Annotated in this window: 17 protein-coding genes; 8 read left to right on the forward strand and 9 right to left on the reverse strand. The window is 50.6% G+C overall.

Annotated features, from left to right (window positions below; translation table 11 throughout):
• Positions 1-76: 76 nt before the first annotated feature.
• Together HHO50_RS12025 and HHO50_RS12030 are read right to left on the reverse strand one after the other, a co-directional pair.
• Positions 77-664, reverse strand: a complete 588-nt coding sequence (locus HHO50_RS12025) for a riboflavin synthase (protein ID WP_181306303.1) — start codon at positions 662-664, stop codon at positions 77-79.
• A 144-nt stretch (positions 665-808) separates the two neighbouring features.
• Positions 809-2,209 (reverse strand): sugar transferase, encoded by a 1,401-nt coding sequence (locus HHO50_RS12030; protein ID WP_255478712.1) that lies wholly within the window; start codon positions 2,207-2,209, stop codon positions 809-811.
• Between the two features lie 184 nt (positions 2,210-2,393).
• On the opposite strand from HHO50_RS12030, the gene HHO50_RS12035 reads away from it, so the two are divergent.
• From HHO50_RS12035 to HHO50_RS12045, 3 genes are all read left to right on the forward strand, one after another.
• A complete protein-coding gene (locus HHO50_RS12035) occupies positions 2,394-3,044 on the forward strand; it encodes a protein-L-isoaspartate(D-aspartate) O-methyltransferase (RefSeq protein WP_181306305.1) in 651 nt (216 codons plus the stop codon).
• 134 nt (positions 3,045-3,178) lie between these two features.
• On the forward strand, positions 3,179-3,700 hold the full coding sequence (locus HHO50_RS12040; RefSeq protein WP_181306306.1) for an acyl-CoA thioesterase: 522 nt from the start codon (positions 3,179-3,181) through the stop codon (positions 3,698-3,700).
• A gap of 30 nt (positions 3,701-3,730) precedes the next feature.
• The gene (locus tag HHO50_RS12045) at positions 3,731-4,369 is read left to right on the forward strand and encodes a hypothetical protein (RefSeq protein ID WP_181306307.1); all 639 of its coding nucleotides are present in this window, start codon (positions 3,731-3,733) and stop codon (positions 4,367-4,369) included.
• A 71-nt stretch (positions 4,370-4,440) separates the two neighbouring features.
• Here HHO50_RS12045 and HHO50_RS12050 read toward each other — a convergent pair whose 3' ends face one another.
• From HHO50_RS12050 to alaS, 3 genes are all read right to left on the reverse strand, one after another.
• On the reverse strand, positions 4,441-5,565 hold the full coding sequence (locus HHO50_RS12050; RefSeq protein ID WP_181306308.1) for a TlpA disulfide reductase family protein: 1,125 nt from the start codon (positions 5,563-5,565) through the stop codon (positions 4,441-4,443).
• 18 nt (positions 5,566-5,583) lie between these two features.
• Positions 5,584-7,041 (reverse strand): Asp-tRNA(Asn)/Glu-tRNA(Gln) amidotransferase subunit GatB, encoded by a 1,458-nt coding sequence (gene gatB, locus HHO50_RS12055; protein ID WP_181306309.1) that lies wholly within the window; start codon positions 7,039-7,041, stop codon positions 5,584-5,586.
• A 260-nt stretch (positions 7,042-7,301) separates the two neighbouring features.
• Complete coding sequence (alaS, locus tag HHO50_RS12060; RefSeq protein ID WP_181306310.1) at positions 7,302-10,013, reverse strand: alanine--tRNA ligase; 2,712 nt, start codon at positions 10,011-10,013, stop codon at positions 7,302-7,304.
• A 230-nt stretch (positions 10,014-10,243) separates the two neighbouring features.
• Here alaS and HHO50_RS12065 point away from each other — a divergent pair, with 230 nt between their 5' ends.
• The 4 genes from HHO50_RS12065 to HHO50_RS12080 all read left to right on the forward strand — a co-directional run bounded on the left by HHO50_RS12065 (position 10,244) and on the right by HHO50_RS12080 (position 13,551).
• Positions 10,244-10,582, forward strand: coding sequence for a MerR family transcriptional regulator (locus tag HHO50_RS12065; protein ID WP_181306311.1), 339 nt, complete (start codon positions 10,244-10,246; stop codon positions 10,580-10,582).
• Positions 10,583-10,692: 110 nt separating this feature from the next.
• Positions 10,693-11,814, forward strand: a complete 1,122-nt coding sequence (dprA, locus tag HHO50_RS12070) for a DNA-processing protein DprA (RefSeq protein ID WP_181306312.1) — start codon at positions 10,693-10,695, stop codon at positions 11,812-11,814.
• A gap of 19 nt (positions 11,815-11,833) precedes the next feature.
• Entirely contained in the window at positions 11,834-12,694 is an 861-nt protein-coding gene (locus HHO50_RS12075) for a hypothetical protein (protein WP_181306313.1), read from the forward strand.
• Between the two features lie 35 nt (positions 12,695-12,729).
• Complete coding sequence (locus HHO50_RS12080; RefSeq protein WP_181306314.1) at positions 12,730-13,551, forward strand: aminotransferase class IV; 822 nt, start codon at positions 12,730-12,732, stop codon at positions 13,549-13,551.
• A 71-nt stretch (positions 13,552-13,622) separates the two neighbouring features.
• Here HHO50_RS12080 and HHO50_RS12085 read toward each other — a convergent pair whose 3' ends face one another.
• The 4 genes from HHO50_RS12085 to HHO50_RS12100 form a co-directional block, all read right to left on the reverse strand.
• On the reverse strand, positions 13,623-14,822 hold the full coding sequence (locus tag HHO50_RS12085) for a dipeptidase (protein WP_181306315.1): 1,200 nt from the start codon (positions 14,820-14,822) through the stop codon (positions 13,623-13,625).
• Between the two features lie 552 nt (positions 14,823-15,374).
• Complete coding sequence (locus tag HHO50_RS12090; protein ID WP_181306316.1) at positions 15,375-16,577, reverse strand: threonine synthase; 1,203 nt, start codon at positions 16,575-16,577, stop codon at positions 15,375-15,377.
• Positions 16,578-16,645: 68 nt separating this feature from the next.
• Complete coding sequence (locus HHO50_RS12095) at positions 16,646-17,551, reverse strand: LysR substrate-binding domain-containing protein (RefSeq protein WP_181306317.1); 906 nt, start codon at positions 17,549-17,551, stop codon at positions 16,646-16,648.
• A gap of 26 nt (positions 17,552-17,577) precedes the next feature.
• Positions 17,578-17,940, reverse strand: coding sequence for a cupin domain-containing protein (locus HHO50_RS12100; RefSeq protein ID WP_181306318.1), 363 nt, complete (start codon positions 17,938-17,940; stop codon positions 17,578-17,580).
• Positions 17,941-18,246: 306 nt separating this feature from the next.
• Between HHO50_RS12100 and HHO50_RS12105 the strand changes: the two genes are divergently transcribed.
• The gene (locus tag HHO50_RS12105) at positions 18,247-19,062 is read left to right on the forward strand and encodes a carbonic anhydrase (RefSeq protein WP_255478713.1); all 816 of its coding nucleotides are present in this window, start codon (positions 18,247-18,249) and stop codon (positions 19,060-19,062) included.
• The last annotated feature ends 68 nt before the right edge of the window (positions 19,063-19,130 follow it).

The raw sequence follows: 19,130 nt of genomic DNA on the forward strand, positions 1-19,130 counted from the left end.
AAACGCTTCCGCAGAACCTTTCTCTGGTCATTTTCGCCAGCAAACCTCAAATTTAAACAAGCTCTAAAACAGGGGATTATTTTTGCAGCAGGCGCGCCACGTACTTCCCGATGATGTCAAATTCCAGGTTCACCTGGTCTCCGGGCTTCACGGCGTGCAGGTTGGTGAACTCATAGGTGTACGGAATAATGGCCACCGAAAAGAAATCGGCCCCAGATTCTACCACCGTCAGGCTGATGCCGTTGATGCAGATAGAGCCTTTCTCTACGGTCACATTCCCGGCCGCCTGCGGTTTATAGGCAAACCGGAACAGCCAACTGCCTTGCTGGTCTTTCACTTCTTCACAAATGCCAATCTGGTCAACGTGCCCCTGCACAATGTGCCCGTCATACCGGCTGTTGGCCAGCAGGCACCGCTCCAGGTTCACGTTATCGCCCTGCCTTAACTGGCCCAAGTTGGTTCTGGAAAGCGTCTCCGCGATGGCGGTCACCGTGTAGGTATTGCCTTCTAGGCCCACCACCGTAAGGCACACGCCATTATGCGCCACACTCTGGTCTATCTTCAGTTCATGGGTAAACGGGCACGTGAACGTAAAATGCCGGTTTGCCTGCTCATCCCTAATGGCTACCACCGTGGCCTGCGCTTCTATAATTCCTGTGAACATGGTTTCTTTGATTTGAAGATGAGGAAATTTGGAGATGTGAAAATGAGGAAATTTGGAGATTTGGAGATGTGAAGATGAGGAAATTAGATTGAGTAATTGTTGAATCTTCACATCTCCTCATTTTCACATCTCCTCATCTCCAAATCATTTCCCCCTTCCTTGAACGATGATTTTGATGGTGTAGAGCATGACCCTGAAATCCATGAGGAGGGACATGTTTTCTATGTAGAGAATGTCATACTTCAGGCGGCGCACCATTTCGTGCACGTTTTGGGCGTAGCCGAATTTTACTTGGCCCAGGGAGGTGATGCCGGGCCTTACGCGGTGCAGGTGCTTGTAATGGGGAGCGTGCGCGGTGATTAACTCTATAAAATGCTGCCGTTCGGGGCGGGGGCCTACTAAACTCATTTCGCCAATCAAGACATTGTAAAACTGAGGGAGTTCATCTAGCCGCACTTTCCGCATGAACCGCCCGAGTTTGGTTACCCGGGGGTCATCATCTGAGGAAAGGGCCGGGCCCATTTTTTCGGCATCCAGGTACATGCTCCGGAACTTGAGGATATGGAAGGGGTTTCCGTGCAAACCAATGCGTTCCTGCCGGAAAAAGACAGGCCCGGGCGAGGTGAGTTTCACCAAAACAGCGAGCAAGGCATACACCGGCGAAAGTAGCACCAGCACCAGAATGGCCACGCCTATGTCAATCACCCTTTTCAGGAGTAGTTGCCACACGGGCATCAAATCGCGTTTTACCTCAATCAAGGGGGTGCCAAACAAATGCGACACTTTCACGGAGCCCAGCAAGATCTGGTAGACATCTGGCAGGATACTGATCCTGACGTTCACCCCTTGCAACGAACTCAGAATCTGCTCTATGAGGCGGTGTTCAGATGGCTCAATGGCTATGATCACCTCTTCCACCGCAGATTTCTCTATCACAGTAGGCAAGGTATGGAAGGAACCCAGCGACGGAATCTGCTCCTGAAAAGAATGCGGTTGGGACGGCTCGCTCTGCACAAAGCCCAGAATTCTAAAGCCCAGATGGCGGTTATTGCTCTCCAGTTCATCATACACCTCGCGGGCGTTGCTGCTGGAGCCCACTACCACCGTGTTAAAGTACACCTGGCCGCTGTACACCATTTGTTTCAGGTGGCCTAAGACAAACAGCTTAAGCAACACAGAAAAGAAGAAATGCAGCAGAAAGTAAACGCCAATGGGTTTGGAGTACACCTCAAACTGGTGGAAATCGGGGTCTTCCCATAGAATAGCCAGGTAAATGGCTACCGCGCCCCCAAAGGACAACCCCGCCAGAAAAATCACTTCCTTCAGCCTTGATAAACGGAACACATTGCGGTAGCACCCTAACAGGCTGTACAGGATCACCCACAAAGAGGCGATGATGAAGGCCCGGCTTAAGAAGGCGGCGTCAACGGACTCCGATAAGTCAACAAATGAATAGTTATTTGATAAATTGAAGATAGACCACGCCAGAAAAGCGGCCAGGAAATCCCCGATAATAACTTTATAGATGTGTTGCGTACGGCTCAACTGCATGAATGATCAACGAAAAGGCAGCAGGAAAAGCGCCCTTCAACCACAAAGCTACGCGCAAAATCTAAATCAGGCTTAAAAATTATATTTGACGGCATTGCTTACCTATTTGCTAATTTCGCGACGTATTTCCTTCAGATATGCCCTCTAAACGTATACAAGCTCATTACCTGATACATTTATGCTCATAGACAGTTACAAACACAAAGGCATGCGCAAAAGCCTGGTGCGTATTGTACAGGAGAAAGGAATCAAGGACAGACGGGTTTTACAGGCCTTGGAACAGATTCCCAGGCATTTCTTCTTTGAAAAGGCGTTTCTGGAGCAAGCCTACCAAGACAAAGCGTTTCCTATTGGCGAAGGACAAACCATCTCGCAGCCCTACACCGTAGCGTACCAGACAGAACTGCTGGAAGTACAGCCCCAGGACAAAGTGCTGGAGATAGGCACCGGCTCTGGGTACCAATGCAGCATTCTGTTGCAACTCACGCCCCACGTGTACACCATTGAATACAATGAAGTGCTGTATCACAAAGCAAACCGGCAGTTCCAGACCATGGGGCTGGCACCCAAGACGTTTCTGGGCGATGGCTCTGAGGGCTTGCCCCCACACGCGCCCTTTGACAAAATCTTAGTTACCGCGGGCGCTCCCATTATCCCCAAAACGCTGTTACGGCAACTCACCATAGGCGGGAAGTTAGTTATTCCCGTGGGAGATACCGCGCACCAGAAAATGCTGCGCATTACCCGGCTGGGCGAAGAAGAGTACACCAAAGAAGAGTTTGGCAACTTCAAGTTTGTGCCCCTTTTAGGAAAACAAGGCTGGAAATAGACTCCTGTTTTGGGCTTCTTTTTGGAAAAACAAGCTGTAAACAGGAAGCAGGAACCAAGCCAAGGCTCAGAAAAAAGTACCTCCCCTTTGGATAAGACAGCGTATATTTGCGCCCTCCATTTCATTTTTACTTTATGCGAAAGCAAAAATCTGTCAAAGATTCCTATGTGCGAATGACCGAACTGGTTCTGCCCAATGACACCAATACCCTCAACAACTTGATGGGAGGCCGAATGATGCATTGGATGGACATTGTTTCGGCCATAGCCGGCCAGAAACACTCCAACCGCATTGTGGTCACGGCGTCGGTAGACAACGTGTCGTTCAGGGAAAGCATCAAGTTAGGGAATGTGATTACTTTGGAGGCACAGGTAACACGTGCCTTCAGTACCTCCATGGAGGTGCACATCACCGTCTGGGCCGAGGATATTCCGTCCGGTACCAAGGTGAAGTCCAATGAGGCGTATTTCACCTTTGTCGCGCTGGACGAGAACGGGAAAGCCGTAGCGGTGCCAGAGGCCGTTCCTGAATCTGAGGAGGAGCAAGAGCAATTTGCCGGCGCCCTCCGCCGACGCCAATTACGCCTTATTCTGGCGGGCCGCATGAAACCCGATGATGCCAATGAACTGAAGGCTCTTTTTGAAATTGTAGGATAATCATCAGCCAGAATTTTTGTACATTCCCGTATGACTTCTTCCGCCTCTGATCTTTTATTTCTCCAGCAACTGTATGGGCAAGACACGCTTTACGTCATTTCTGAAGAACAGGCAAATGGAGAGACCGTTTCATTTTCGGGTGCCGCTAAAGTTGCTCCTGCTATTCCGCAGGTAGAAAAAACAGAGACTGCGGCTCCGGCACCAGATCCGGTTAGCGCCAAGGACGAAGCGAGCCCTGCGCCAGCTCCTATTCCTGCGCCACAGCTTCCTGCCGAAGAAATACGGTGGCTGGGAGAAGCAGTACACGGCACGCATTTACTGTTTGAGGTGCCGGAGGCGGTTTTCAGCCAATTGCCGCAACACACATTCCTGCAGAAAGTCATGGCCGCGGTGGGCTTAACCACCAATCAGGTTAAATTCGGGAATATGTCACCAGGCCTGGTGCACGACGTGAAGCAGATAGCCGCCAGTAACAAAGCAAAACACATCATCCTGTTCGGGCAGGGTTTGCCGGTGGCGAATCTCTCCCGCATGGAGTTCTACCGGATGTACAGGTTTGAGGAATCCCGCTTTGTGCTGGTAGACTCCTTAGAGGACATTGAGAAAAGCGTTGAACTCAAGAAGAAACTCTGGGACGTACTGCAGAAGATCTTTTTGCAGCAGAATTGAGAAAACAGGCCATAAACAGAAAGGGCTGCCATTGTGCAATGGCAGCCCTTTCTGTTTATGGCCTGTTTTCCTTAGTTTAACAGCGAAGCCAGCTTTTCTTCCAACGCTTCGCCCCGCAGGTTTTTGGCGATGATCTTGCCTTCTTTGTCCAGAAGTATCGTTTGCGGAATGGCGGTGATGCCGTAAAGGGTGGCGGCAGAACTCTCCCAGCCTTTCAGGTCAGAAACGTGCGGCCAGGTCAGTTTATCGGCTTCAATGGCTTTCAACCATTTGGCCCTATCCTGGTCTAAACTCACCCCGAAGATCTCGAAGCCTTTGTCTTTGTACTTGTTGTACATGCGCACCACGTTCGGGTTCTCCTTGCGGCACGGCCCGCACCAACTGGCCCAGAAATCAATCAACACGTACTTTCCCCTTAAGGAAGTAAGCGCAATCTCGGGGCCGTCCGGAGAGGGGAGTTTGATGTCTGGGGCGGCGCTGCCCATGGCGGTGCTTCTCATTTTGGAAAGCCGCGCCTCTAAAGACTTGGTGTATTTGGAATTCGGCAAAGCCGATTTGAAGGCCGTGTTCATGCTGTCTACAAAAGTGTAGTGCTCATCCAGGTTCAGGACATTACCGGCCGTATACACTGATACCACCGAAGATGGATTCGCTTTCACAAACGCCTTCAGTTGGTTTTGGTTCTCCTGCTGCAAAGCCATGAACTGCTCCTGCAATCTTTTCACCTCAGCCTCATTTCCGGCCGTTGACGCTTCCTGGAACTGCTGGTTCAAGGCAGTGGCATTTTGCTGCATAGACTGCATGATCTTGTTCAACTCCTGAATCAATTCAGAGTCTTTAGAACCTGTCACGGTATAGGTTTGGGCCACTTGTCCAGAATCGGCGGTCACCTCAATGGATTTGTTGTCCACCACCAGCATGATGCCTTCCTGGTTCTCAAACCCGAGTTTGTAGATGGCGGGCTCGGCCACGGTGCCTTCCATCACAAACGTGCCGTCTTTGTTTATCTGCGCGGTGTCAAATGGAACAAACGCCTGTTCGCCCAGCTCGTCCAGAAAGACTTTGCCGGTGGTCATGTTGTTTATTTTGCCCGAGATCCGATAGCTTTTATCGGAATCTTCGGTGGCTACTCCTTTCTTTTGGCAGGCGCTCATCACTAGGATGGAAGCGGCGGCCAGAATCAATTGTTTCTTCATGCTTTTCTGGAAATGAGCTTATTTATCTAAACTCTCTTTCAATAACTTATTGGCTAACTTGGGATCTGCCTTGCCTTTGGTTTGCTTCATGAGATCCCCCATGAACATGCCCAGCAAAGAGGCTTTTCCGGCTTTGTACTCCGCCACTTTCTGCGGATTAGCTGCCAGCACCTGGTCAATGATTCCCTGCAACGCTCCCGCATCAGATTCCTGCACCAGGTTCTGCTCAGAAGCCACTTGCTGCGCCGTTTTAGAGGGGTTTTCCAATAAATACGGGAAAATCTGCTTGGCCGCTACGCTGTGGCTCACCTTATTGCTGTCCACCAGTTCAATCAATCCGGCAATCTGCTCGGGCTTCAACGGAAACGCCTCTATGGATAACGTCAGTTCATTCAGGTAAGACTTCACGGGGCCGCTCATCCAGTTGGCGGCGGCTTTGTAGTTCTTAGTCTGCTGGCAAAGCGCATCGAAATACAAGGCAATGGCTTTATCATCGGTCAAAACGCCCGCGTCATAGTCAGATAAGCCGTATTCCTGCGTGAAGCGGTTGTACAAGACCTGCGGCAGCGCGGGCATGCTTTCCTTCACCGCGTTCAGCCATTCGTCAGAGATAATCACCGGCGGAAGGTCGGGCTCTGGGAAGTAGCGGTAGTCGTTCATGGTCTCCTTGGAACGCATGCCGGTGGTGGTGCCGGTATTGGCGTCAAAGTTCCGGGTCTGGGAATCAATGGTGCCGCCGTTCTCCAGAATGGCAATCTGCCGCTCAATCTCGTGCTCAATGGCACGCTGCACGTTCCGGAAGGAGTTCATGTTCTTCACCTCCACCTTGGTGCCCCACTTGTCAGCGCCTTTTTTCATGACGGAGATGTTGGCGTCGCAGCGCAGAGAACCTTCCTCCATGTTTCCGTCGCAGATTTCCAGGTACTGCACCAATTTCTTAATCTGGGTTAAATACGCGTACGCCTCCTCCGAATCCCGAATGTCCGGCTCCGACACAATTTCAATCAACGGCGTTCCGGCGCGGTTCAAATCCACCAAGGTTTCGGTCTCCCCCGCCAAGTGCATGGATTTCCCGGCGTCCTCTTCCATGTGGATGCGGGTAATCCCGATGCGTTTCTCGCCTCCTTCTTTGGTTTTGATGTCCAAGTGACCTTTGGTGCAGATGGGCGTTTTGTCCTGCGTGATCTGGTAGCCCTTTGGAAGGTCTGGGTAGAAGTAATTTTTACGGGCGTAGAAGTTGTTGCGCGTAATCTGGCAGTCGGTAGCCAGGCCCATCTTCATGGCCATTTCCACCACTTTCTTGTTCACGCGCGGCAAGGTGCCGGGGTGCCCCAACGTGATGACGCTCAGGTTCGTGTTCGGCAGCATGCCGTACTCTGTGGAATCAGCCGAATACGCCTTGCTCTCGGTCAACAACTGCGCGTGCACCTCCAGCCCGATGATGGCCTGGTATTGGGAACGGATTTCTTCGTTCATGTTTTGTTTAGTATCAAGTATCATGTAGCAAGTAGCAGGTACTTCTTCCCACGATTCTGTTTTGGGTCTATTTTCTTTAAAACAGCCGCTAAATGGCTAATGTATAACCTCACCCCCGGCCCCTCTCCACGGAGAGGGGAGTTTAAGAATCTTTTAGAGGGTAACTACCGTGTTCTGTTTCTAGCTTCTTTTCTGAAAAACAGCTAAAAAACGGAACACACAACTCCCCTCTCCGTGGGAGAGGGGCCGGGGTGAGGTCTTTATAACTGCAACAACGCCTCAGCTTTCGCCAGAGCGGCGTCTAAGCCAGCCACTTCTTTTCCGCCGGCCGTTGCGTAGAACGGTTGTCCGCCACCGCCGCCTTTGATTTCCTTGGCCAGCTCTTTCACCATTTGCACGGCGTTCAAGCCTTTGCCGGACACCACTTCATCTGACAGCATAACGGCCAACTGCGGTTTTCCGTCTACATCGGCGGCCAGCACCAGCACTAGGTTGTCTACCACGCTGCGGAGGTCGAAGGCCAGTTTCTTGAGGTAATCGGCGGAGCTTACGTCTACGCGGGCAGCCAGGAAGTTGAGGCCGTTCACCTGGCGTACCTGCGCGGCCAGCTTTTCTTTCTGGGCGGTCACCTGCTTCAGTTCAAAGGCTTCCAGTTGCTTGCGCAAGGCGGCGTTTTCGTCCTGCAATTTCTCAATGGCTTTGCCGAATTCCTTCTGCACACCCAAAACTTGCTTCACTTCCTCAAACTGGGTGATCTGCTCATCCACGAAGTGCTCCGCCACATCGGCGGTTACCGCTTCAATCCGACGAACGCCGGCGGCGACGGAGCTTTCACTCACAATCTTAAAGAACCCGATGTTGCCGGTGTTCTGCACGTGAATACCGCCGCATAGCTCAATGGAATAGTTACGGTCAAAGGTAATGACGCGCACAAACTCGCCGTACTTCTCCCCAAACAGAGCGGTAGCACCCAGTTGTTTCGCCTCTTCAATGGGCACGTTGCGGCGCTCGTCTTTCTCGATGGACTCCCGGATGCGGGCATTCACAATCTGCTCTACTTCCCGCAGCTGCTCCTCAGTTACTTTGGTGAAGTGCGAGAAGTCGAAACGCAGCAGCTTGTCGCTCACCAAAGAGCCTTTCTGGTTCACGTGGTCGCCCAGCACCTGTTTCAAAGCAGCGTGCAGCAAGTGCGTAGCCGAGTGGTTTTTTTTGATCAAAGCCCTGCGCTTGCTGTCCACTTTTGCGGTAAGCGGAGCCTCCAGGTCTTTCGGCAGTTCAGCGGTGATGTGCAGGATGAGGTCGTTTTCCTTTTTGGTGTCCAGCACTTTCACGTTGCCGGAGGCCGATTCCAACACGCCCGTATCACCCACCTGCCCGCCGCTTTCGGCGTAGAACGGTGTGCGATCCAGCACTACGTGGAATTCCTTCTTGTTTTTGGCGGTCACCTGACGGTAACGCACTACCTTGGCTTCAACAGCATCTGCGTCATAGGCTACCCATTCGGTCTCTACGTCTGCTTGCAGCACTACCCAGTCGCCCTGTTCCGTTTGTGCGGCGTTGCGGGAGCGGTTTTTTTGCTGCTCCATTTCGGCTGTAAAGCCTTCTTCATCAACTGTAAACCCCTTTTCCTTAGCTATTAAAGAAATCAAATCTAAAGGAAATCCGAAAGTATCATAAAGTTCAAAAGCATCTTCACCTGAAATTGTTCTATATCGTGCTTGACGTTTATGCCAAAGTGCATAGGTATTATTATCAGCTACGCCATCTTCTGGCATATCGTCAAACTTATCGCTATCTGCTTGTTTAACACGACTTGCTTCTAAAGCATCCAGGCGCTTCAATCCGTTCTCCAAGGTTCGCAGAAACGCGTTTTCCTCTTCCTCAATCACGCGCTGCACGAAGGCTTGCTGTGCTTTCAGCTCAGGGAACACATTCGCCAATTGGTCAGCCAGAACCGGCACGATGGTGTTCAGGAATGGTTTTTTGAAGTTCAGGTACGTGAAGGCATATCTTACCGCGCGGCGCAGAATCCGTCTAATCACGTACCCCGCCTTGTTGTTGCTCGGCAACTGACCATCAGCAATGGTGAAGGATATAGCCCGGATGTGGTCAGCGATAACGCGTATGGCGATGTCGGTTTTCTCGTCTTGGCCGTAGGTTACGCCTGCCTCTTTCGCGATGAACTGAATGAGCGGCTGGAAAACGTCGGTGTCATAGTTGGACTGTTTGCTCTGTATGGCCATGCACAAACGCTCGAAGCCCATGCCCGTATCTACGTGTTGCGCAGGAAGTTTCACCAGAGAGCCATCGGCTAAACGGTTGAACTCCATGAACACGTTGTTCCAGATTTCCACCACTTGCGGGTGGTCGTTGTTCACAAGGTCTTTCCCGGGTGTTTTAGCCACTTCTTCATCAGAACGCAAGTCTACGTGAATCTCTGAGCAAGGGCCGCAGGGGCCGGTATCGCCCATTTCCCAGAAGTTGTCTTTCTTGTTGCCCATCAATATTCGGTCTTCGGGAATCATGGTCTTCCAGATGTCAAACGCCTCCTGGTCCATGGGCAGGTTCTCAGAACCGTCTCCCTGGAAAACAGAAACGTATAACCGGTCTTTGGGCAGTTGGTAAACTTCCGTCAGCAACTCCCATGACCATTTCAGGGCATCCTGCTTGAAATAATCGCCGAACGACCAGTTGCCCAGCATCTCAAACATGGTATGGTGGTAGGTGTCATAGCCTACTTCCTCCAAGTCATTGTGCTTGCCAGACACGCGCAGACACTTTTGGGTGTCCGCCACGCGGGCGTAGGGCGCGGGTTTGTTGCCCAGGAAATAATCCTTGAAAGGCGCCATCCCTGAGTTGGTGAACATGAGCGTAGGATCGTCTTTTACCACAATGGGCGAAGACGGAACAATCTGGTGGCCTTTGGAGGCGAAGAAATCCAGGAACTTCTGACGAATCTGGGCGGAGGTCATGTATCTAAATAATTGCTTTCTGAAACTAAGCGCAAGGGCTTGTAAATGCGAAAGAAAAAGCGAATTTTTGCCTTTTCAGTGCGTCCTGCGGTGTCTGCAAAAGTAAGCTTTTTTAGCAAAACGCGGCGAAAAAGAGTTCTGAGTTCTGCGTCTTGAGTCCTGAGTCGGTTCAAGATACTTCCAGACTCAGAACTCAAGACTCAGAACTCAAGACTCAGAACTCTAAAAAAGTGCCTTACAAAGAACGAGATATAGAAAAGCAGTATTACAGCATTGGCGAAGTGGCGGCTATGTTTGAAGTAGCCCCCTCCCTCATTCGTTTCTGGGAAACCGAATTTGACATTCTCAAACCCAAGAAAAACAAGAAAGGAAACCGGTTGTTTTCGCCAAAAGACATTGAAAACCTGCGCTTTGTGTACCACTTGCTAAAGGAACGCGGCTACACCATTCAGGGTGCCCGTGAAATGCTCAGAACCCGCGGGGTGCAGGCCCGTGAAAAATTCGAGATGGTGCAGTCTCTGGAGAAAATAAAAGAATTCTTAATCAGCATCAAAGCGCAGCTTCCCTAGCGGGAAGCTAGTCCTGAGTTCTGAGTTTAAAGTCCTGAGTCAAACCAGAATCATAAATATCGTATAAAGCAACTCAGGACTCAGAACTCAAGACTCAGAACTACCACACAGTGTCGCAGGATTTACTTTACCAGGTGGCTTTGCCCATTATTCCCCAGGTGGGAGGCGGTACGGCGCGCACGTTGGTGAAGTATTTCGGCTCTGCCGAGGCGGTTTTCTCCGCGTCTAAAGAACGGTTGGTCAAGATTCCGCGCATTGGGGAGGTACTGGTGAAGAGCATCCTGCAAAGCAAGACGGCTGCTTTGCGGCAGGCCGAGGAAGTGATTCTGCGGGCCGAAAAGGAGGAAGTGCAGCTCCTGCCTTTCACGCATCCGGGGTATCCAGAGCGCTTGCGGAATGTACCAGATGCCCCGCTCCTCCTTTATTATAAAGGTAACGCCGATCTTAATGCGCTAAAAGTCATCAGCATTGTAGGCACCCGTAAAAGCACGGAGTATGGCCGAATGGTTACCGAACAGATTGTGCAGGGCTTGGTGCAGCATGACGTGTTGGTGGTGAGTGGTTTGGCCTTCGGGATTGATATTCTGGCGCACAAAGCCGCCATGAAAGCGGGCTTGCCAACCGTGGGCGTAATGGCCAACAGTGTGGAAACGGTGTACCCCACCGCGCACCAGCGGGACGCCGAAAAGATGCTGCAACACGGCGGATTACTTTCTGAATTCCCCTTCGGAACCAAACCAGATGCCCCGCGTTTTCCGGCCCGAAACCGAATTATTGCCGGAATGGCCGACTGTACCATTGTGGTGGAGTCCACGAGCAAAGGCGGCTCCCTCATCTCCGCTGACATCGCCCACAGCTATGACCGGGAAGTGATGGCCGTGCCCGGGCCTATTACCGCTGAGACTTCGCAGGGCTGCAATCAACTCATCAAAAGCCTGAAGGCCGTTCCCTACACCAAACCCAAGGATCTGGAGGAGCTTCTGAACTGGGACAAAGCCCTGGCTCCTACTTTCCTTCCAAAACCAACAGCGGTGCCGGCCCTGGATTTGACTGCCTTTCCGGAAGAGGAGCAACGGGTACTAAGGATTTTGCAACAGGCCGGAGCCACCCATATTGATGTTCTAAGCAGGCACACGCACTTTTCAATGGGTCAGTTATCCTCAGTGCTGTTTACTTTGGAGATGAGCGGCCATATCAAAGCATTGCCTGGCAAATTGTATGGTTTGCTTTAGGCTTTTTACTTACCACAAGATGAAACGGACATTTGCCTTCTTATTGCTTTGGGCAACTTCAATTGTCTGCAAAGCCGAATCATGCGATCCGCCTCCGGTAGCCATTGAGTTTATGCAGGCGGACTATGTTTTCTACGGCACTACCGGTAAAATGACTCTCAACAAGGATTCCTCTTTCTATAAAATAGAAGTAAATGTCTACCATCATTTTAAACGAACCCCAACGCAACCAAAAAGCCTGACGTTCACTTTTCCTACCGAAGTTATTCCCGAATTCAAGCATATTCCAGCTTCAAAAAGAAGCCATCGGCCCAACGTTTCCCTTCTCATTTTTGCCCATCAAACACCCACGGGTTTACAATTCTCTGAAAGTTGTTCTAATACGGAGTACTTCCCCGCTTTTCAAGCGATTCGTAAAGACCTTTTACACAAACTTGAAACCGGAAATGATGTAGAATTAGATAGCGTGGTATTTCACAGCAGAACTACCTGGTACTTCAGTTCACAGATGAAAAAACCAATTCCCAAAGGCAATTTGGACTCTTTATTGTCTCCTTCAAAGGAAAATGCTTATGGAGTTTATGGCAAAGGGTATTATGAGAATTTTATCCTTCATATCAGCGAGACTGGTGCTTTAGAAAAAGTAGTATCTGTAAAAAATGTAAGACATACCGTAAAACGGTACTATGATATTTATTGGTCTGTTTTCCCTCCTCTACCAACTATTCCTACGCCCCTTCAACATGACGTTATGAAAGCACTATACCGGTATAAGCAATGGATTCCGGCTACTTTTATGGGAAAACCAGTGAAATACCAGGCCATTTTTCAGGTGTATTTTGATAAGGAAAATAAAATTCAGCCTTCCATCTTTGATTGATTTTCCAAGCTAGGAATATAAAACTGTCACTTTTCATGCCCCTTCTCCTCTACAACGGCCAAATCCTTCCAGAAGAAGACCTGCGCTTGCCTCTGTCTAACAGGGCTTTCCAGTACAATGACGGGTTCTTTGAAACGCTTGTTCTGGAGAAGGGCATGCTTCGTTTCTGGCCAGAACACCGGGAGCGGATGGAAGAAGCAGGTTCTGTGCTAAGACTAGAATTACCCCCAGAACTTCTGACCGATTGTTTTCCGCAAATAGTGAAAGAATTAGCCGAAAAAAATCATTGCGGCTCCATAACGAGGGTGAAATTTAAAGTCTGGCGGGCGGGCGAAGGTCTCTATACGCCGCAAACCAACCAAACTGATTGGCTGGTGACTGTGCAATCGGCCCAAACTCCTATAGAAGAACCGCTACACGTAGGTATCTGCCAAACGGTGCGTACCATTCCTTCAGTTTTCTCTTCTTTTAAGGGCATCAATTCGCCGGTGTATGTTTTAGCCAGCCAAGAGAAAACCGCCCGCGGTTTGGATGACTTGATCCTGCTTGACCCCGCCGGAAACCTGGCCGAACTTACCTATTCCAACCTCTTCTGGGTGAAAGACCAGTCGCTTTTCACCCCTGCTTTGGAAACCGGCTGTTTGCACGGGGTTATGCGCAGAAAGCTTCTGCAATGGGCCCGGCAAAAGAATTGGCAAGTTCAGGAGGGCTTTTTTACGCGAACTGATTTTACAGGCGCATCTGTAGTGTTTGCGGGAAATGTGACAGGTTTGCGGATGATAGAAACGGTGGAAGGTGAAAGAACCGGCGCGCAATCCTCTCTCCTCCATCAGATTTGGCAGGAACTGAAGATTTAAGTTAAAAAGCTGGATTCCTGTTTCTGGGCTGTTTATCTGAAAACACGCCTAAAACAGAGATACGTCACCTTTTACTTTTTTGCTACGACAGAGGGGATATTCGCTTCCCAAACCCTGATGAAGTTGCCCCCTAGGATCTTTTCAATCTCTTTCTTTTTATAACCGCGCTCCAAAAGTGTTTTGGTGATTAAAGGATACGTGCTGACATCTTCCAGACCCGTAGGGGCCGAGCTGATTCCGTCGTAATCTGAGCCGAGGCCCACGTGGTCAATGCCTGCCACCTTCACCACGTGGTCAATATGATCTACCAGCAGGGAAACCGGTGGTTCTATGGCTTTTGACTCCTCGGGATACTTTTTATATAAAGCGGCCCTTAATTCCATCCCGCTTAACCCTTTGTCTCTTAACTGCTTGATTTCGGTTTCATGTTTGGCCATGAAGGTTCTGATCCGTTTGGAGTAGGCGCTGTCCAGGAACTCAGAGAAGAAATTTAAGTGAATGACGCCGCCGTTTTTGCCTACGGCTTTGATCTGCTCATCGGTGAGGTTGCGGGGGTGCGGGCAAAGGGCGGCCGCGCAGCTATGCGATACCAGCACCGGCTTAGAGGTGGTTGCCATTACATCCCAGAACGTCTGTTCCCCCACATGTGACAGATCAACCATCATGCCCAGCTCATTCATGCGGCGCACCACTTGCTTCCCGAACTCATTCAGTCCTTTCTTGCCGTGGAAGCCGGTTCCCTTGGTTTCATCGGCGGCCGAGGAGGCCCAGGACGTGCTGTTGTTCCAGGTGAGGGTAAGGTACCGGGTGCCCCGATTGTACAGGTGGTTGATGTTGTCCAGCTTGTCTTCAATCATGTGGCCGCCCTCCACCCCGGTCAAGGAAGCGATTTTCCCGGCTTTCACGGCTTCCCGCATCTGGGCGGGCGAATAGACCAACTGCAACTTATCTGGGTTCCGCCGGACTATGGCTTCCAGCGTGTCTATCTGCTGGTTGGCGAAGTTGAAAGCCCGGCCCGGCCCATACGTCTCATCACAGAAAACAGCGAAGACCTGCACATCCATGCCGCCTTTCTTCATCCGGCGTAAATCAGTATGGGCTATTCCGGTTAAATCCTTTTCCACAGAGTGCCCTTCCATGACCACCTGTGACAGGACATCATTGTGGGTATCCACCAAGATGGCTTTCTGATGAACTGCCTGGTAAGAACTGTTGCAGGAAAAAAGAAACCCGAGTGCCGAGACAGCTAGGACGGAAGAAGAAACTTTCATGGGTGCAGCAAAAGATAAAAACTGAATTGAGCACTCAGTTTAAGCAAAAACCAGGACTTTCCCAAAGGGAAGAGTCCTGAGTCTTGAGCCTTGGGTTCTGTTTTAAATCAAGGTTCTTCTCACTAGCGATTCTCCCCTCCTGGGAGTTATTCTGATAGTGAATAGATATAGGGGCAGACCTGATGGCAATAATGAATAACAAGGAAGCTATTCAGAGTTTTAGGCCTGTTTTTATAAAACTAGCCTTGAAACGGGTTACAAAAGGATGCTTGCGGAAGTGTACAGATAAACCCCTTGTTTTTGGCCTGTTTTTATAAAAATAGCCTAAAAACAACGGCATAAGCGGATGCTTGCCCCATAGGGATTGTTTTAAATGCCGGTTAATGAAAATCTCTAAACAGGTTCAAGAATAAAAGAGACGAGTTCCAAACTCTTATTGCCCTCTATGGCGCGGAAGTAACTTCCGCGCCATAGAGGGCTGTTTCAGTAGTTTCAGATAGCTTCCGGGTTCATGCTGTTTTAAATTTCAAACTCAGGACTCAGAACTCAGGACTACACCCCGTGCCTTCCTTCAATGTTCTCCATGTACTTCTGGCCAGAACCGGTGTTCAGCAGCAGAACCTGTTCCTGTGGTTTGAGCCAGCCTTGGGTTAACAGTTTGCGGGCGGCCACCCAGACGGCGGCTCCTTCGGGGGCCACAAACAGGCCCTCTTTTTTGCTTATCTCGCGTACGCCTTCCACCATTTCCTCATCGGTGATGGAGATGGCGGTACCACCGGATTGCTCCAGCACCTGCAACATCAATGGTTCTCCCAGTGGGCGCGGAACCGCCAAACCGTTGGCGATGGTGGGCAAGCCGTTGTAGTGCTGGGAATTTGCCTGCAGCCCTAAATAGGTATCTACCAGCGGACGGCAGTTTTCGGCCTGCACCGCTACCATGCGGGGTAAGCGGACGTTCTTTTTCAGCCAACCCAAGGCAATCATTTCCTGGAAAGCCTTCCAGATGCCAATGAGACCGGTGCCGCCGCCTGCGGGGTACAAGATTACATCTGGCAGTTGCCAGTTGAGTTGCTCGGCAATCTCGTAGCCCATGGTTTTCTTGCCTTCCAAACGGTAAGGTTCTTTAAGCGTGGACACATCCAGTAAATGGCCATCCTGGTTCAGTCTTCTCACCTCGGCGGCGCAGTCATGGATCAGCCCATCTATCAAATGGATTTGGGCGCCGTACCAGTAGCACTCTTCTTTGAAAGCTTTGGGCGTGTGGCGGGGTATGACCACTACGGCCGGTAAGTTGGCTTTGGCACAATAGGCGGCCATGGCAACGCCGGCGTTACCAGCGGTGGGAATAATACAGCCCTCCGCTCCTAACTCCAGGGCTTTAGAAATTGCCATGCTCAAGCCCCGGGCTTTGAACGAGCCGGTGGGGTTTTGCCCTTCGTCTTTTAGAAGCAGGTTTTCAAAGCCGTACGCAAGAGCCAGGCTTTTTAGCTCCAGTATGGGCGTGAACCCTTCGCCCAAAGAGACTTTGAATTTCTCATCCAGAACGGGCAAGACCTCCTGGTAGCGCCACATGGTGCCTTCCCGGTTTTTAAGCACTTTTTTGGAAATCGCGGCAGAACCATCGTACCGGGCCAGCAGCGGCATGGCGCAACAGGTAGAAACACGCTGCTGCATTTCAAAGTCGTGTTTTTGGCCGCACTTGGAGCAGGTAAGCGTGGCAAGGGTACTAAGACTGGTTTCTACTTGAGGGATCATAGGGAACGGATTTACCCCGGCAAGTAGGTGAACAGCTATGACCAAATCAAATAGCGTTTCGGTATAGACTATTCCGTTTTGGAATACTGGCGTTTCATGAACTGGATGAAGTTCTTGTAAGGCGCATTGTTTTCGGTACCCTTGCGTTGGATGAAGTTGAAGGTTCTTTGTACCTGTAGGCCTTTGATCTTCACTTCCACCAACTCGCCGGAGGCCAATTCTTTCACTACAGCCTGCCTTGGCAGAAAGGCCAGACAGGTGTCTACCCGCACGAAGTTTTTCAAGGCCTCTGTTCCGCCCAGCCTTACCCGCACCGGCAATTGGGCCAATTTTATGCCTTTCTGCACTAAGGCTTCTTCCAACACCGCCAAGGTGCCAGAGCCGGCCTCCCGCAAGGCCAGCGGAATCTGGTACAAATCCTTTACTTCCAGTTCGTGCTTTTTGAGGGGGTTGCGCTGGGAGCAGACGGCAATCACCTCGTCGGTTAAGAAAGGCGTGTAGGTGACCTGGCTTACTTTATTGATGCCTTCAATAATGCCCAAGTCAATGTCATGGTCAAGCAACGCTTTGAGAATGTTCTCGCTGTTCCGGTTTCTGAGGCTCAGTGCTACCTGCGGAAACTGCGTGAGGTAAGCAGACAGCACCGGCGGCAAGATGTACAGCGAAATGGTGGTACTGGCCCCCAGCACCAGCGTGATCTGCGGTTGAAAATCCTGACTTAACAAGGGAAGTTCCTGGTGCAGGTCGTTCTGGATCTGCTGTACGGCTTCCAGTTTCTGAAACAACAACTGGCCGGCCGGGGTGAGGCTGATGGTGTTGCCGTGCCGCTCAAACAGACCCGTTTTGTAATAGTCTTCCAAGGCCTTGATCTGCTTGCTGATAGCCGACTGGCTGATGTACAGGATCTGGCTGGCCTTGGTGAAGCTGAGCTGCCGCGCCACTTCAAAGAAGACGTTGTGTTTATGTGAAATCACAGGAATATAGGATAGTGACCCGGTGCTTACAACCGCTCTAAATTCAGGCGCGTGCGGTTGCTGTCTTCCCTGTTACCAGTATTGACGGTACCAGCCGGTTCAAACAACAGGACGCTTACCTCTTCTTGGGCCACCGGCCGATGCTCTACTCCCCGGGGTACAATCAGAAATTCACCTTCGCGCAGTTCCACGGTTTTGTCTCTGAACTCCATTCTGAATTGCCCTTGCACCACCATAAAAAGCTCGTCTTCGTGGTCATGGTGATGCCACACGAACTCGCCTTTGAACTTAGCCAGTTTCACGTGCTGGCCATTCAACTCGCCCACAATTCTGGGGTTCCAATGGTCTGAGAACAAGGTCAGTTTCTCTTGTAAATTCACTTTCTCCATGTGACTGATGCTGGATCTTGAGCAGGGAAGGTACAAAAGGAAAAGATGATTCTCTACTCTTCACAGGCTGTTGCTTACTTCTACTTCTCTCCAAACGCCATAAAATAGGCTCCATAGGGAAATTTCCATTGTGAACCGCTTACCAGAACCAAGGGGGAAATTCAAACAAGAGCTAAGGTTTTCGGCTTCCTACGGTTTCAAGATTACTCCTTCTCCGTTTCTTCTTACCGCCGAAGACCTTTAAAAACCCCGGTCTTCCGTTAACCGTTAGCCAAAAGACATTCAGTACACTTTAACCCAGATGCTATGCGTATAAACAACCTGCTTTTTTTGGCCTATGCCTTCTTTTTTGTAACCATGCAGCAGGCCTGCGCCCAAAGGAAGAGCGCTGCCCAAAAAAGTATTGGGCCTACCACCCTGTCCCAGAACATGAAATCTGCGAAATGGCGGGAACAAAACCACATTGTTAACCGCGACTCTGCCTACCTAAACCCCTATTATGGCATCCAGAAGCTGAAAGGCGGCAACATGCGCTTTGAGATGAGCCACAGCATTCACCCGCGCCAAGACCCGGCTTTGATCAAAAGTCTATCAGAGGGACAGGCCCCGTTTGCTACCATTGTGGGTTGCTCTGATTCCCGCGTGTCCAGTGAGATTCTCTTTGACCAGGGTTTCGGAGATCTGTTTGTGGCGCGCACCGCCGGACAAGTTATGGCCGAGGCTACGTTCGCCACCATTGAATACGCCTACCTTAACCTGGGCACCAAGCTGGTGGTAGTACTTGGCCATAGCGGCTGCGGTGCGGTAAGCGCGGCCATGAAAAGACCCGAAAGCCCACCCGGGCACATTGTCACCTTGATCAACTCCATTAAGCCCGCCGCCCTGGCCGCCGAGCAAATGGGCCAAAACAAGGCAGAGCATGCGGTAAGGCTTAACGTGATCAACCAGGTGAAGGAGCTGCGCCAGTTAGAATCTGTATTGAGCCGGGCGCATGAAAAAGGCGAAATCTTGATTGTAGGTGCCGTGTATGATTTAAGCAACGGCAAAGTAGTGTTTTTGGAAGAAACCATGCAGAACTTACCGCCTACCCGCTACGCTAAAACGGATATTACAGGGTTATGACAAACCTCTTTTGCCAGGAAGGAAAGGATTTTCTTTTCAATTCTGAACCCATTTTTGCCCTAATTTTT

Source organism: Rufibacter sp. XAAS-G3-1, assembly GCF_013623775.1.
Lineage (GTDB): Bacteria > Bacteroidota > Bacteroidia > Cytophagales > Hymenobacteraceae > Nibribacter.